General features: G+C 67.5%; 12 protein-coding genes. 7 read left to right on the plus strand and 5 right to left on the minus strand.

The annotated features are described in order from the left end of the window. Window positions 1–25 precede the first annotated feature (25 nt). A complete protein-coding gene (locus tag BLR29_RS21280; RefSeq protein ID WP_092139287.1) occupies window positions 26–1726 on the plus strand; it encodes a lactate permease LctP family transporter in 1701 nt (566 codons plus the stop codon). On the opposite strand, the gene BLR29_RS21285 is transcribed toward BLR29_RS21280, so the two are convergent. The 3 genes from BLR29_RS21285 to BLR29_RS21295 form a co-directional block, all read right to left on the minus strand. Further along, the gene (locus BLR29_RS21285; RefSeq protein ID WP_092139288.1) at window positions 1727–2869 is read right to left on the minus strand and encodes a CaiB/BaiF CoA transferase family protein; all 1143 of its coding nucleotides are present in this window, start codon (window positions 2867–2869) and stop codon (window positions 1727–1729) included. A gap of 35 nt (window positions 2870–2904) precedes the next feature. Continuing rightward, complete coding sequence (locus tag BLR29_RS21290) at window positions 2905–3894, minus strand: Bug family tripartite tricarboxylate transporter substrate binding protein (RefSeq protein WP_092139290.1); 990 nt, start codon at window positions 3892–3894, stop codon at window positions 2905–2907. 127 nt (window positions 3895–4021) lie between these two features. Continuing rightward, window positions 4022–5833 (minus strand): acyl-CoA dehydrogenase family protein, encoded by a 1812-nt coding sequence (locus BLR29_RS21295; RefSeq protein WP_092139292.1) that lies wholly within the window; start codon window positions 5831–5833, stop codon window positions 4022–4024. Between the two features lie 124 nt (window positions 5834–5957). Here BLR29_RS21295 and BLR29_RS21300 point away from each other — a divergent pair, with 124 nt between their 5' ends. From BLR29_RS21300 to BLR29_RS21315, 4 genes are all read left to right on the plus strand, one after another. Further along, on the plus strand, window positions 5958–6851 hold the full coding sequence (locus BLR29_RS21300; RefSeq protein WP_092139294.1) for a LysR family transcriptional regulator: 894 nt from the start codon (window positions 5958–5960) through the stop codon (window positions 6849–6851). Window positions 6852–7252: 401 nt separating this feature from the next. Beyond that, window positions 7253–7555, plus strand: coding sequence for a FeoA family protein (locus tag BLR29_RS21305; protein ID WP_092139295.1), 303 nt, complete (start codon window positions 7253–7255; stop codon window positions 7553–7555). 38 nt (window positions 7556–7593) lie between these two features. After that, complete coding sequence (gene feoB / locus BLR29_RS21310; RefSeq protein ID WP_092139297.1) at window positions 7594–9453, plus strand: ferrous iron transport protein B; 1860 nt, start codon at window positions 7594–7596, stop codon at window positions 9451–9453. A 31-nt stretch (window positions 9454–9484) separates the two neighbouring features. Further along, entirely contained in the window at window positions 9485–9808 is a 324-nt protein-coding gene (locus tag BLR29_RS21315) for a DUF6587 family protein (RefSeq protein ID WP_092139299.1), read from the plus strand. Between the two features lie 288 nt (window positions 9809–10096). Here the strand turns inward: BLR29_RS21315 and BLR29_RS21320 are convergent, their stop codons facing one another. Then, the gene (locus BLR29_RS21320; RefSeq protein WP_255371349.1) at window positions 10097–11464 is read right to left on the minus strand and encodes a hypothetical protein; all 1368 of its coding nucleotides are present in this window, start codon (window positions 11462–11464) and stop codon (window positions 10097–10099) included. A 524-nt stretch (window positions 11465–11988) separates the two neighbouring features. Between BLR29_RS21320 and leuA the strand changes: the two genes are divergently transcribed. Together leuA and BLR29_RS21330 are read left to right on the plus strand one after the other, a co-directional pair. Continuing rightward, window positions 11989–13686 (plus strand): 2-isopropylmalate synthase, encoded by a 1698-nt coding sequence (leuA, locus tag BLR29_RS21325; RefSeq protein WP_092139301.1) that lies wholly within the window; start codon window positions 11989–11991, stop codon window positions 13684–13686. A 320-nt stretch (window positions 13687–14006) separates the two neighbouring features. After that, window positions 14007–14738 (plus strand): OmpW/AlkL family protein, encoded by a 732-nt coding sequence (locus BLR29_RS21330; RefSeq protein ID WP_092139303.1) that lies wholly within the window; start codon window positions 14007–14009, stop codon window positions 14736–14738. A 178-nt stretch (window positions 14739–14916) separates the two neighbouring features. Here the strand turns inward: BLR29_RS21330 and BLR29_RS21335 are convergent, their stop codons facing one another. After that, window positions 14917–15636: a 2OG-Fe(II) oxygenase gene (locus BLR29_RS21335; protein WP_255371362.1), complete on the minus strand. Its 720-nt coding sequence runs from the start codon at window positions 15634–15636 to the stop codon at window positions 14917–14919. Window positions 15637–15673: the final 37 nt, after the last annotated feature.

Genomic DNA, 15673 nt, shown 5'->3' on the forward strand with positions numbered 1-15673 from the left:
CAACACATCAACTAGGAGACTCCCAGTGCAACCCTGGACCCAGATCTACACGCCGCTCGGCAGCCTGTGGCTGTCCGCGCTCGCGGCGGCCGTACCCATCCTGTTCTTCTTCGTCGCGCTGGCCGTGCTGCGCATGAAGGGCCATGCGGCCGCCGCCGTCACGCTCATCCTGTCGCTCGTCGTGGCCATCTTTGCGTATGGCATGCCCGCGCCGCAGGCGCTGGCCGCTGCCGGCTTCGGCTTTGCCTATGGCCTGTGGCCGATCGCGTGGATCATCGTGACCGCGGTGTTCCTCTACAAGATCGTCGTGAAGACCGGCCAGTTCGACATCATTCGCGCCTCCGTGCTGTCGATCACGGACGACCAGCGCCTGCAGATGCTGCTGATCGGCTTTGCATTCGGTGCCTTCCTGGAGGGCGCCGCCGGCTTTGGCGCGCCGGTGGCCATCACCGCCGCGCTGCTGGTGGGCCTGGGTTTCAATCCGCTCTACGCGGCCGGGCTCTGCCTGATCGCCAACACCGCGCCGGTAGCCTTCGGTGCCATGGGCATTCCCATCATCGTGGCCGGGCAGGTCACGGGCATCGACCCCATGCACATCGGCGCGATGGCCGGCCGGCAGCTGCCGCTGCTGTCGCTGGCGGTGCCGTTCTGGCTCGTGTTCATGATGGATGGCGCCAAGGGCGTGCGCGAAACGTGGCCGGCCGCGCTGGTCACGGGCGGCAGCTTTGCCGTGACGCAGTACTTCACCGCCAACCACATCGGACCGGAACTGCCGGACATCACGTCGGCGCTGGTCAGCCTGATCTCGCTCTCCGCATTCCTGCGCGTGTGGCAGCCGCGCACCGCCTCGCGGCCTGCCGGCGGCGCGGTGGCCGCTGGCGGCACGATCGCGATGGCCGGCTTTGGCGGCGGCATGGGTGCGCCGGTACGCCGCAAGCCTTCGCCGTACACGCTGGGCCAGACCGTTCGCGCATGGGCGCCCTTCGGCATCCTGACGGCCATCGTCACCGTGTGGAGCCTGCCGCCGTTCAAGGCCCTGTTTGCCGCCAAAGGCGCGCTGGCGGGCACGGTGCTGAAGTTCAAGGTGCCGCTGCTGGACCAGCTGGTCATCAAGGCCGCGCCGATCGTCGCGTCGCCCAAGCCGTATGAGGCCGTGTTGAAGCTGGACCTGCTGTCCGCCGTGGGGACCGCCATCCTGCTGACAGCGCTGATCTCGATGGCGCTGCTGCGCATGAAGCCGCGCGATGCTCTCGTGACGTTCGGCGAGACGCTGCTGGAACTGCGCCGGCCGATCCTCTCCATCGGCCTGGTGCTGGCCTTCGCGTTCGTGGCCAACTACTCGGGCATGTCGTCGACGCTGGCGCTGCTGCTGGCCGGCACCGGTGCTGCGTTCCCGTTCTTCTCGCCGCTGCTGGGCTGGCTGGGGGTGTTCCTGACGGGTTCGGACACGTCGTCCAATGCGCTATTCTGCTCGCTGCAGCACACCACCGCGCATCAGATCGGCGTGTCGGACACGCTGCTGGTGGCCGCCAACACCACCGGCGGCGTGACGGGCAAGATGATCTCGCCGCAGTCGATCGCGGTGGCATGTGCCGCCACCGGTCTCGTCGGCAAGGAATCGGAGCTGTTCCGCTTCACCGTGAAGCACAGCCTGCTGTTTGCCGCCATCGTGGGCGTCATCACGATGCTGCAGGCCTACGTCTTCACGGGAATGATCCCGGGCTGATCAGCCCTCGTTCGCGGCCTCTCGCGGCAGGAACTGGTTGCCTTCCGCGAGGGGCGCGTACCGATAGGTGGCCGGCGTGCGGCTCAGCTTGACCGGCGCGCCGAGCCCCTTGTAGCCGCCCGGCATCTCCACCACCATCTCGCGATGCGCGGTGTGCGGATGGTTGAGCGCGTCCGGCACCGACAGCACCGGCGCGCACGGCACTCCGGCGGCGATCAGCGCATCGGCCAGCACCTTGCCGTCGTGCCGCGCCATGCGCGACTCGAGTTCCCCCTTCAGCAATGCCCGGTTGACCGAGCGCCCGCCCGCCGTGGCGTAGCGTTCATCGTCGGCCAGTGCCGGCGCGCCCAGGTGTTCGCACAGGATGCGGAACTGGCGATCGTTGCCGACGGCCAGGAAGATCGGGTCGGTGGCAGTGGCCACGGTGTCGTAGGGATAGATGTTCGGGTGCGCGTTGCCGGTGCGCGTGGGCGTCTTGCCGCTCATGAACCAGTTGGCCGCATGCGGATGCAGCAGCGACAGGCCCGAGTCATACAACGCCGCCTCGACGAACTGGCCGCGCCCGCTGCGCTCGCGCTCCTGCAGCGCCAGCAGCACGCCGAGCGCCGCGTTCAGGCCCGTCACCATGTCGACCACCGGCAGCCCCGCGCGCAGCGGATCGCCGTCGGCCTCGCCATTGATGCTCATGATGCCGGCCATGGCCTGGATCGCCGCGTCGTAGCCGGGCAGGCCACCGAGCGGACCATCGGCGCCAAACCCCGACACGCGGCAGTGTATGAGGCGCGGAAACCGCTGCGACAGCACGTCGTAGCCCAGGCCCCATTTTTCGAGCGTGCCGGTCTTGAAGTTCTCGACCATCACATCGGCTTCCGCCAGCAGCGAGAGCAGGACCTCGCGGTCCGCGTCGGCGGTCAGGTCCAGCCGCATCACGCGCTTGTTGCGGTTCAGGCCGAAGTAGTACGACGCCACGCCATCGCGGAACGGAGGGCCCCAGGTGCGGGTGTCGTCGCCCTGCGGCGGTTCGATCTTGAGCACATCGGCACCGTGGTCGCCCAGGATCTGGCCGCAGAACGGACCGCCCAGGATTCGGGACAAATCGACCACGCGGATGCCGGCCAGCGCGCCGGGGTGGGATGACGTCATGTTGTCTACCTCGCTTCTCTGTTCTTGTGTACGGGTCAGTCGAGCTGCGCGCCGGACTTCTGCACCACGCTACGCCACTTGCTGACCTCGGACTTCACGAAGCCGCCAAGCTGCTCGGGCGTGGTGGCGGGCGCGAATTCCAGGCCCTGGCCCAGCAGCGTCTTGCGGACCTCGGGCTGCTGCAGCGCATCGGCAAACGCACGGTTGAGCTTGCGGATGACTTCCGGCGGCGTACCGGCCGGCGCGACCACGCCAAAGAATACCGAAACATCGAACCCCGCGACACCCTGCTCGGCGACGGTCGGCACGTCAGGCAGCGCCTGCGACCGGCTGCGCGTGGTCACGCCCAGCGCGCGCACCTTGCCGCTCTTGATGAACGGCAGCGCGGTGAGCACGTCGGTGAAGGTCATGCTGACCTGCCCGCCCAGCAGATCGTTGAGCGCCGGGCCAGTGCCCTTGTAGGGCACGTGCTGGAAATCCGTGCCGGCCAGGTTGTTGAACAGCACGCCAGCCAGATGCGACGACGCACCATTGCCGGATGACGCATAGCTCAGCTTGCCCGGATGGGCACGACCGTAGGCGATCAGCTCCTGCACGTTCTTGGCCGGCACGCTCGGATTGACCACGAGCACGTTCGGCAGCTGGCCGATCTGGATCACCGGCGCAAAGCTCTTGACCGGGTCGTAGTTGATCTTGCGATACAGGCTGACGTTGATCGCCAGCGGCGCGGACGTGCCGAACATCAGCGTGTAGCCGTCGGGCTCCGCGCGCGCGACGACTTCGGCCCCGATATTGCCGCCCGCGCCGGCGCGGTTCTCCACGACCACGGGCTGGCCCAGGCTGGTCTTGAGCGCGGCGGCCAGCGTGCGGGCCATCGCATCGGTGGGGCCGCCCGGCGGGTAGGTCACCACCAGCATGATCGGCTTGCTGGGGAATTCCTTCTGGGCGAAGGCGGGTGCGGTGGCGACGCAGAACGAGCAGGCGGCGATGGCGGCAAGGGCCGCGCGGCGGTGCCATTGGGGCATGATGGTTGTCTCCGATGAATCTTGTAGTCATGGAAGGAGAAGACGGCTGTCTGATGCGCCGGCCCTCTCCTCCGGCCCAGCTCCCGCGTGCGGGAGAAGGGGAAAAACGTTGGCGATCCGGGTGGCGTCAGAACACGTTGACCTGATCGACGTCGCCGGCGGGACGCACGGCGCCATCGGCGGGCGGCGTCACGGCATCGGCAAGCCACGCGGGCTCGGCGTTGCCGGCCAGCGGGTCCTGCGGCAGCACGCGATGCACGAGCACCAGTTGCGCCAGGCGCATGCGGCGGACGGAACCGATCCGGCCCGCCTCCCACGCCATCGCCACTGCGCTGGTGACGTGATACAGCGCCGACGCAGCCTGGCGGGCCAGCACGTCGCCATCGGCACCCGCCTCGGCGGCACGACCGGCAAGGGCCACGGCATTGGCGATGGCCAGATCAAATGTGGCGCGCGCGGTGGCATGCATCGGCGTGTCCTGCAACAACGCCTGCAGGTGACCTTGAAGCACGGGCAGCGAGCCCTCGCGGCGGATCGCACGCAGCACATCCAGCGCGACGATATTGCTCGTGCCTTCCCAGATCGACCCCAGGTGCGCATCGCGCACCAGTCGCGGATCGCTCCATTCCTCGATATAGCCGCAGCCGCCGCGGATTTCCATGGCATCGCCGGTCACCTTGCGGGCGTCGCGGCACGCGCGGAACTTGATCAGCGGCGTCAGGATGCGCATCAGCGGGTAGGCATCGGCCTCGCCCGCGTCCGCGCGACGCAGTGCCTCGGCGGTCTGGAACACCATCGTGCGCGCCTGCTCGGTGGGCAGCGTCAGCTTGAGCAACTGGCGACGCATCAGCGGCATGTCGACCAGCCGCTTGCCGAAAGCCTGGCGCTCGCGGGCGATGAACTGGCCTTCGGTCAGCGCGCGGCGCATCAGCCCGGCCGCGCGGACGCCGTTGGAGAGCCGCGAGTTGTTGATCATGTCGGCCATCTGCACGAAGCCGCGACCCGGTTCACCGACGAGCCAGGCATGCGCGCCTTCAAGCCGGATCTCGCCGCTGGCCATCGACCGCGTGCCGAGCTTGTCCTTGAGCCGGATGATCCGGTAGTGGTTGGCGCTGCCGTCCGCCAGCGTGCGCGGCAGCAGGAACAGCGACACGCCCTTGATGCCGGCCACGGCCGTGCCATCGGCCTCTTCCATGCGCGCCAGCACCATCGCCAGCGCGGCATCGGGGTTGGAGCAGAACCACTTGTCGCCAACCAGGCGCCAGCCACCTTCGGCACGCTCGTCGCGGATTGCGCGCGTGGCCGTGGCGGCGACGTCGGAACCGGCGCCTTGCTCGGTCATGAACATCGCGCCCTGGTAGAGGTCGTCGAAGACTTGCGTGGTCAGGTTGGGCAGGAAGCGATCGACCAGTGCCGGATCGCCGAACTTGCGCAGCGTGCGCGTCAGCGAGTCCGTCATCGACAGCGGGCAGCACAGGCCGAACTCGGCCTGCACGAACAGGTAGGTCAGCGCGTACTTGGCGGCGGGCGGCATCGGCTTGTCCCAGCCGAGCACGCCGGCGCGGTGCGACGCCGCAGCCAGGCCAAATTCGGAAAACGCCACGCGCTCCAGTTCGACGTAGGCCGGATGCTTGTGGATACGCTGGGCGTCCAATCCGGTGCGGGTGCGGTGCGACAGCGTGGGCGGCTCGTGATCGGCCACATTGGCCAGCTCGTCCAGCACGCCGCCGGCCAGCGCGCCCATGCGCTCCAGGTGCGGCAGCAGGTGGTTGAACAGGTCCGCCGACAGATAGAGCGGCAGCAGCGCGCGCAGGTCCGGGTCGGCGGCAAACAGGCTGGCGCCGTGGCGATCGGGGACCGGGTGCGCGGCGATTTCAGGGTGAGCGGCGGGGTGGGCGGCGGTGGCAGGCGCGGTGTGGCGCGCGGCGCTGGTGGGCATGAATCGTCTCCTGTCGGCCCCTGTGGTGGACATCAGGTGGGGCGGTTTGGGATCCATTATTCAAACCCCGGCGATTCGTGTCTAATTCTAAAATTGGCTCGATCCATACAAAATTCATATCGCCATGGAATTCCGTCACCTGCGCTACTTCCTGGTACTTGCCGAGGAACTGCATTTCGGCCGTGCGGCGCGGCGGCTGTCGATCTCGCAGCCCCCGCTGTCGCTCAATATCCAGCAGCTCGAGGCATCCGTTGGGGCCCGGCTGTTCGAGCGCGATAGCCGTGGCGTGCGGCTGACCGCCGCCGGGCGGGCCTTCCGGGAGTCAGCCACGGCGCTGCTGGCGCAGGCCGAATCGGCACGGCTGCTGGCGCGCGAGATCGAAGCCGGCGCCGTGGGGCGCCTGCGCGTGGGCTTTGTCGGATCGATGCTGTACCGGGGGCTGCCGCAGCGCCTGCGGGAATTCCAGGCGCGCTATCCGGGCATCCAGGTGGCGCTGACCGAACTCAATTCCCAGGAGCAGATCGACGCCCTGCTCCACGGCGAACTGGACGCCGGCTTTGTCCACACCAGCCGCGTGCCGGACGAACTGGCGGCCACGCTGGCACATCGCGAGGCCTTTGTGTGCTGCATGCCGGCCGATCATCCGCTGACGGCCCGGGAGGTGGTGGCGCTCACCGATCTGCGCGGCGAGCCCTTCGTGCTGTTCTCGCGCAAGGCGTCGCCTGACTACTACAGCCGCATCTTCGACATGTGCGCCGCGCACGGCTTTTATCCCCAGGTCCGGCACGAGATGCGGCACTGGCTGTCCGTGGTGTCGCTGGTCTCGCAGGGCATGGGGGTGGCCGTGGTGCCGGCCGCGCTGGCCCGGTCCGGCATGGCCGGGGCCGCATTCCGGCCGCTGGCGGATTCCACCGTGCCATCCGAGGTGTATTGCGTCTGGAAGCAGGCGCCCGACCATCCGGCACGCGACCATTTCGTCGAGACCATCCGGCTGGCGGCAGCCCAGGCTGACTACTAGAATGTGGCCCGACGGACATCCCCGCGCGCCAGAAGAAAAAGCCACCTGCCCAGGGGCATGTGGCTTGTGAAGTACGCGTGGAACGGGGTGTTCAGCGTGCTTGGAGCTTATCGCCGGAAGCCTCGCCGGACCAATACCACAAATGTGTTAATCAATAGAAACGCGGCATGGAACGCACCGATTAATGCCAATATCGGTGTATTCCCTGAATAGCCGGGAAGCCCTGCTTCGATGCCAGACGCATGAAACGGCCAGCTTCGGCGCCGATGCCCCCCGGCTACGGCACCGAAGTGGCGCGAATGCTATACAATCGAGAACGATTTTTATTTACGTAGCCGGCAGGGTTCGTTGCCTTGCCGCTTGTCGCGCGGCGGTGATCCCGCCCCCCGGACTGGAAGCATATGCGGTTGTCTGAACTGCCCCGGCGCACGGCCGCCGTTGTGAAATCGGTGGACGATGCCACCCCGAACGACCCCGTCGCGCGCCGCCTGCGCGATCTCGGCTTCGTGCCGGGCGAGGCGGTGCAGATCATCGCGTTCGGTCCGTTCGGCAAGGATCCGCTTGTCGCGCAGGTTGGCTATACGCGCTTTGCGCTGCGCCGCTCGGAAGCGGCACGCATCACCGTGGAAGTGGCCACCGCCACCGTCTCCAGCATCGCGCCGGCCAGCCAGCCCGACGCGCCCGCAGCCCAGCGTACCGCCTGAGGGCGTCGCCCGCTGCCGCCCAGGATCCTCTGCATATCATGTCCGTCGCACAGACTCCCTCCGCCCTGCGCATTGCGCTGGTAGGCAACCCCAATTGCGGCAAGACCGCGCTGTTCAACCGCCTGACTGGCAGTCGCCAGAAGGTGGCCAACTACGCCGGCGTGACCGTCGAGCGCAAGGAAGGCCAGTTCACGTCGCCGGCCGGCCGCGTGGTCCGCATCCTGGACCTGCCGGGCGCCTATAGCCTGCACGCGGCCAGCCTGGACGAGGCCATCACGCGCGAGGTCTGCATGGGCCAGCGCCCGGGCGAGGCCCGCCCGGACCTGATCGTCTCCGTGGTGGACGCCACCAATCTGCGCCTGCACCTGCGTTTCGTCCTGGAACTGCGCCGGCTGGGCCTGCCGATGGTGGTCGTGCTCAATATGAGCGATGCGGCCGCGCGCCGCGGCATCCTGATCGACCGCGAGGCGCTGTCGCAGGCGCTGGGCGTGCCGGTGGTGCAGACCGTGGCCGTGAAGCGCAATGGCGCCGCGGACCTGATCGGCCTGCTCGACGGCGCCCTGCCGCCAGCCCCGCCCGCGGTGCCCGTCGAGTCGGTATCCGAGCTTGACACCCACGCCGAGGTCAAGCGCCTGCTGGACGCCGCCGTCACCATGCCGGCCCGCACCGCGCGGCTCGACGACCGCCTCGATCGTGTGGTCCTGCATCCGGTGTTCGGCCTGGCCATCCTGGCCGTGCTGCTGTTCCTGATGTTCCAGGCGGTGTTTTCGTGGGCCGCTCCGGCGATGGACGGCATCGAGGCAGGCGTGCACTGGGCCGGCGAGGTCGTCGGCACCTGGATGCCCGACGGCATGCTCAAGAGCCTGATCGTCGACGGCATGATCGCGGGCCTGGGCAGCGTGGTGGTATTCCTGCCGCAGATCCTGATCCTGTTCCTGTTCATCCTGACGCTCGAGGAATCGGGCTACCTGCCGCGCGCGGCGTTCCTGCTGGACCGACTGATGATGGGCGCGGGGCTCTCCGGCCGGTCGTTCATTCCGCTGCTGTCCAGCTTTGCCTGCGCGATTCCCGGCATCATGGCCACGCGCACGATCCAGGATCCGCGCGACCGCCTCACCACGATCCTGGTGGCGCCGCTGATGACCTGCTCGGCCCGCCTGCCGGTCTATGCGCTGCTGATCGGCGCATTTATCCCCGAACGCACCGTGGCTGGCCTGTTCAATCTGCAGGGGCTGGTGCTGTTCACGCTGTACGTGGCCGGCATCGTCAGCGCGCTGGTCGTCGCCTATGTGCTGAAGTTCTTCCGCCGCGACCGCACCGACCATCCGCTGCTGATGGAACTGCCGTCGTACCGCATCCCGAATCCGCGCGACATCGCCATCGGCCTGTGGGAGCGTGCCCGGATCTTCCTTTCGCGCGTGGGCAAGGTGATCCTGACGCTGACCGTGCTGCTCTGGTTCCTGGCCACGTTCCCGTCGCCGCCGGCAGGTGCGACGATGCCCCCGATCGACTACAGCTTTGCCGGCATGATCGGCCGCGCGCTCGAACACGTCTTCGCGCCGATCGGCTTCAACTGGCAGATCTGCATCGCGCTGGTGCCGGGCCTGGCCGCGCGCGAGGTGGCGGTGGGCGCACTGGCGACCGTGTATGCGCTCTCTGGCAGCGACGACGCGGTGGCCACGCAGCTCGCACCGATGATCGCCGCGCAATGGCCGCTGGCCACGGCGCTGTCGCTGCTGGCCTGGTACGTGTTTGCGCCGCAGTGCATTTCCACGCTGGCCGTGATCCGGCGCGAGACCAACTCCTGGAAGGTGATGGCGGCGTCCGCCGCATACCTGACGGGACTGGCCTACGTGGCGTCGCTCATCACGTACCGCGTGGCCCTGGCGTTCAGTTGAAACCGGCGGCATCCCTCGCAGTCAAACGGCCATGACGCTCTATCACGCCTTCGAAACCCTGGTGGTCCCCCTGATCGTGGTGGCCTGTGCCATACACGTGGCGGCCCGCTACATGCCGCGCACGCGCGAGCGGGTGAAGGCGAGGCTGGCGGCATCGCTGGGCGGCGTATCGGCCACGGGCTGGCGCGGCTGGCTGGCCAAACGGCTGGCGCCGCAAGAGGCGGCGGGCTGCGCCACGGGCTGTGACACCAACAGCGGATGCAGCACCTGCGGGTCGAACACCTCGAGCCCGTCGGCCGGTGGCAACGATGGCCCGGCCAACGAACACATCGTCCGGCTGGTGCGAAAGCCCTGAGGAACTCACTGCGGAATCATGAAAAACGGCGGCCTGAATGGCTGCCGTTTTTCTTTGGTATCGGCATTCTGGCTCACGCAGAAACGGGTACGCTTTGCCGATTTCGGGTAGCCCTGGGCTCTCCGCTTCTTGCTTCGGTACCCGGCTGTCTGCGCGCTCCACAGCGACTTTGCCCTGTCCGCTGCCGGCGCATCGAGGCACGCAGAAACGGGTACGCCCTGTCCCGCGCGGCAATGAAAAAGCCCGCCGCGCATGACACGCGGCGGGCTTTGGCCTGAGGCCGTACGGCTAGTGGGCAGTGCCCGGGATCGTGATCGATAGCGGCATGGCCTCGGTTCCCGCCGTGCAGCTTGCGGTAACCGTGAACGGCCCGGCGCTGATCGGCATGATCGACACGGAGTTGGGCGCGATCGGCGACTGACTCACGACGACGTTGCTGCTCGGCGACGTCCATGCCCAGCTTCCCCCGCACGCCGTGATGCCCTCGTCGATCCCGCGATGCATCAGGCGCACCGCAATCGTGGCGCCCACACCTGGCACTACCAGCGGATTCGGACCGCTGTAGATCAAGGCCCAGGTCGGCTGCTCGGTCACCAGCAGGTTGGCGCGCGGCTTCGGCGTCAGCGTCAGGCTGCTCGCCATCTCCGAAAGGATGCCTTGCAGCGGCGACACACCATTCGCGCGGCTGGTGCTGAGCGTGGTGAGCCGGCTTGCCGTATCCGGCGACACGGTCAGCGAAGGCGAGGTCGTCGTGAAGGTCCAGAGCCCCGTGAAGTCAGCCGTCGCATCCGCTTCGTCATTGCGGACCACGCGCGAGGCATAGGTCTGCGGAAAGCCGTTGAGGACATTCAGCGCGTTGATCTGCGCACCGTTCTGCGACAGCACCAGGCGATAGCTCGCCACGCTGGCCTTGACCACCGACACCAGGAACGAGCCCTTCAGCACGCTGTTGTTGGGCGCGGTGACGGACACGCTGACCACCGATTGCGCGACGGTATCGGTCGCGTTCACGCCGCGCAGCGTGCCCACGTTGGCCGCGCCGGTGACCTGCACCGCCGACGTGCTGCTGGCCCAGGTCCAGCCGCTGGCGGCCGCGGAGCGGTCGGCGCCGTCGCTGTCGATCAGCGACGCCTTTACCGGCAGCGTCTGGCCGTCCGTCATCGACAAGACTGGATACGGCAGCGCCAATGTGTAGGTCGTGGTGCCCGCCGCCACCACGGTGATCGCGGCCGTGACCTGCGGGAGCACGATCGTCACATTGTTGGTGCTCACGACGGTGGCCCGCACGCCGATCGTGGCGGTGCCGGTGCCCACGCCCGTCACCACGGCGCTGCCCGCCGCGCTGCCAGCGCCGACCGCCGCCACCGATGCGCTCGATGTAGTCCAGGAGAATGCAGCGGACGCGGTGACGTCATTGCCGTCGTTGTCGACAACCGAGGCCGACAGCGGCATCGTGCCGCCCACCGTCACCTCGCCGGAGATCTGGTTCAGCACCACGCTGTATGTCTTGGCCGCAGGCGTACTGGCGTTGCCTCCCGTGGTATCGGCCGGCGATGCGCCCCCCGAACCCGAGCCGCTCCCCCCGCCGCCACAAGCCACCATCAGCATCACGCTCGCCGTGCACGCGAGCCAGGTCATCCATCGACGTGTGCGCATGGTTTGTCTCCCCCTTCGTTATCGCCCCGCTTCCCCTGCCAACCAGCCTAGGCGCGATGCGGTGCACGCTGTACCAGCCAGACGACTGAGCGGCACACCACACAACAGGTGGAGGTCATCCCTTCGCCGTATGTCGCCGGCCAGCGACGAGCCGGTTTCACCGGGCTTTCGGGCGATGCGACGACGGTTTTTCCCGGCTGGCGCGGTTGACGCGCCACCGCGTTGTGGTCTACGCTCCTCCGGTCGCCCGATATCTCGCGGGCGATATCCCTCTCAGCCCGATGACCGCCACGACCCTCAACCTCCGCCACGCCGCCGATGCCATCCGCATCGCCGCCGACGTGCGCGCGTGCGTTGCACGGGCTGGCCTGCTGTCGTGCCGCGCCCTGCGCGCTTCCTCGCTACTGCCAGACCTACCGACCGGTTGCCGGGCCTAGGGCCCCGTGGCAGTTCGGCAGCCGTCTCGCCACCCTTTTCCGTGTTTTTCTGTTTGACGCATCTTCCCGCGAGGAAGGAGATCACCCATGTTGCGCAATCCCGCCGCCAAGTACCGCCCCGCCACCCCCGTCAACTTGCCTGACCGCACCTGGCCGTCGCGCCAGATCACCCGCGCCCCGCGCTGGATGAGCACCGACCTGCGCGATGGCAACCAGGCCCTGATCGAGCCGATGAACCCCGCGCGCAAGCTGCGCTTCTTCGAACAGCTGGTGAAGATCGGCCTGAAGGAGATCGAAGTCGCGTTCCCGTCCGCATCGCAGACCGACTTCGACTTCGTCCGCATGCTGATCGAGGAGGACCGCATTCCCGACGACGTGAACATCGTCGTGCTGACGCAGGCGCGCGACGACCTGATTCGCCGGACGGTGGAATCGGTGCGTGGCGCGCGGCGCGCGACGGTGCATCTCTACAATCCCATCGCGCCCGCGTGGCGTCGCATCGTATTCAACGCCTCGCGCGAAGAGATCCGGGAAGTGGCCGTGTCGGGCACGCGCCTGATCCGCGAACTGACCGATGCCATGCCGGAGACAGCCTGGTCCTACGAATACTCGCCCGAGACGTTCAGCCTGGCCGAGCTCGATTTCTCGCTGGAAGTGTCCGACGCCGTCTCGGCCGTATGGCAACCCGACGCCACGCGGCCGATGATCCTGAACCTGCCGACCACGGTGGAGTGCAGCACGCCCAATGTGTTCGCCGACCAGATCGAATGGATGCATCGTCATCTGGCCCGGCGCGAACACATCGTGCTGTCGGTGCATCCGCACAACGATCGCGGCACCGCGGTGGCGGCGGCGGAGCTGGCCGTGATGGCCGGTGCCGATCGCGTGGAAGGCTGCCTGTTCGGCAACGGCGAACGCACCGGCAACGTGGACCTGGTCACGCTGGCACTCAATCTCTACACGCAAGGCGTGGCGCCGGAGCTGGACTTTTCCGATATCGACGAAGTGCGCCAGTGCGTGGAGCACTGCAACCAGTTGCCAGTGCATCCGCGCCACCCGTATGTGGGCGACCTCGTGTTCACGGCGTTCTCGGGCTCTCACCAGGATGCCATCCGCAAGGGCTTCGCGCAGCAGCGGGCCGATGCCATCTGGGAGGTGCCGTACCTGCCGATCGACCCGGCCGACCTCGGTCGCAGCTACGACGCCGTCATCCGCGTCAACAGCCAGTCCGGCAAGGGCGGCATGGCTTACCTGCTGGAACAGGCCCACGGCATCTACATGCCGCGCCGGCTGCAGATCGAGTTCAGCCGTGCGGTGCAGACCATGACCGACGACACCGGCCTGGAGGCCAGCGCCGACGATCTCTACGCGCTGTTCCGCCGCGAATATCTGGATGTCGATGCGCCGCTGCGCTATGTCTCGCATCGCATGGTATCGACCGCCGATGACGCGGTGGAGATCGAGATGGAAGTCGTACGCGAAGGCCGCGCCGTGCGCGTGCGAGGCGCGGGGAACGGACCGATCGACGCGGTGGTGGACGCGTTCTCTCGCGGGCTGGGCGTACCGGTACGGGTCATGGACTACCACGAGCACGCGCTGTCGGCCGGCGCCGATGCGCGCGCGGCCTGCTATGTCGAGGTCCGCGTGGGAGACTCCGGCACGGGCTTCGGCGCTGGCGTGGATGCCAGCATCGTGACGGCGTCGCTGCGCGCGGTGGTGTCCGGCGTCAACCGCCACCTGCAGGCGATGGCCACGGCGGCGACGGGAGAGGCTGAGGCGGCCTGACCCCGCGCTGCCGGGAGAAAACCGGTGTGCCCCGCCCCCACGGGGCACACCCGGAAAGACGTCCTTGCGGACGCCCACGACATGCGCGGTTCACAAACCACGTGCGCACAGCGTACGGGCCGAGCCGTCGCGGCGCCACGAATAAATCCGCATGAAGATAGACACGTCCGCGCGACGCAGGCCGGAGCCGCTGTGGCACACGTGCGACGGCTCCGCTCGAATATCCGCGTGGCTGGCATGGGCTTGCGTTGAGTCAAGGCCGAGGTGCAGTGTGCACGACACACTGGTCGCACAAATTTCTTAGTTGATGTGCGATCGACATGACCACTCCCACTCTCTCCAAGCGCTTCACTCGCTCTGCATCCGCCCCCCAAATCTCCGCCACCCACATCTCCGCCCGCCGCGCCGCGCCGCGCCGCAAACCCGTCGCTGCCACGCTCTGCGGCGCGCTCGCGACCATCGCAGCCGCCGGCGCGTTTTCGGCACCGGCCATGGCCGCCGACGATACCCAGGGCGACTGGATGATCCGCCTGCGCGGCACCTTCCTCGACATGGCCAACAAATCGGACCCGATCGGCGGCGTCGGCGCATCGGACCGTATCCACGTCAACAACAAGTGGATTCCGGAAGTCGACATTACCTACTTCATCGTGCCGCACATCGCCGCCGAGCTGGTGCTGACGATTCCGCAAAAGCAGAATGTCACGCTCGATGGCCAGAACATCGGCTCGTTCAAGCACCTGCCGCCCAGCCTGCTGCTGCAATACCACTTCCTTCCCAACGGCACGTTCCGTCCGTATGTCGGCGCGGGCGTCAACGCTACCCGCATCTATGGCACCGACCTGGCTGGCAACACGCTGAACCTGGATCGATGGAGCGTGGGGCCGGCACTGCAGATCGGCATGGACTACAGGATCACCAGGAACTGGTTCCTGAATATCGACGCCAAGAAGGTCTGGCTTACCAGCAACGTCTACGCCAACGGCACCAAGGTATCGACGGCCAAGCTTGATCCGTGGCTGTTCAGCGCGGGCGTCGGCTACCGCTTCTGATTCACTCGCAAGTCGCGAAGCTCCACCTCTCTTTGCGCTCTTGTTTCGCGCGGCAATGCCGCGCGTTTTTTTATGGGCGGATCAGCAGCGTCTGGAGGAGCGTGGCGGCGTTGAACGCAGAGAACGCAGGGAGCGCAACAGGACGATGCGGGTATCGTTCCAGTGCGCAGCCCCGGCATCACGCCGCATCGTGAAAGATCACCCCCAACGTATAGCGCCGGCCTGAACGCAAGCGGCTGACGCCATGACGCATGTTGACGCGATAGACACCTCGCGTGCCCTGCACGGGTCGATGGTGAACCGCGAAGACCACCGCATCTCCTTGCCGCAACGGCACCACCTCCGCACGCGACTGCATGCGCGGGCGCTGCTCCGTCATCACAAACTCTCCGCCCCTGAAGTCGCGCCCCGGCTCCGACAGCAGGATGGCTACCTGCAGCGGAAACACGTGCTCGCCGTAAAGATCCTGGTGCAGGCAGTTGTAGTCGTCCTTGCCATAGCGCAGCATCAGCGGCGTCGGCCGGATCTGGCCGGCGGCGTGGCAGCGCGACAGGTAGGCATCGTGCGATGGCGGATAGCGGACGTCGATGCCCATCGCCATGCTCCAGCGATTGGCTACCGGGGCCAGCATCGGATACAACGTCGTGCGCAGCGCCTCGATCATCGGCGGCAGCGGATAGGCGAAGTATTGATACTCGCCCTGACCGAAGCCGTGGCGAGACATCACCACGCGGCTGCGAAACCGCGCGTTGGGCACGGCCTCTCCCGGTTCCCCGTAGAGACTGGCCAGCCGGTCGCACTCGGACGGCTCCAGCAGGCGATCCAGGATGGCGCATCCGTGCGCGTCGAGTTCCCGGCCGACGGCGCGCCAGTCAATCCGCTCGATACGGGCGGCCACGCCGGCAACGGCGACACGCGTGGTGTGAGGGGCGGGC

It is taken from the genome of Cupriavidus sp. YR651 (genome assembly GCF_900101625.1).
Classification (GTDB): domain Bacteria; phylum Pseudomonadota; class Gammaproteobacteria; order Burkholderiales; family Burkholderiaceae; genus Cupriavidus.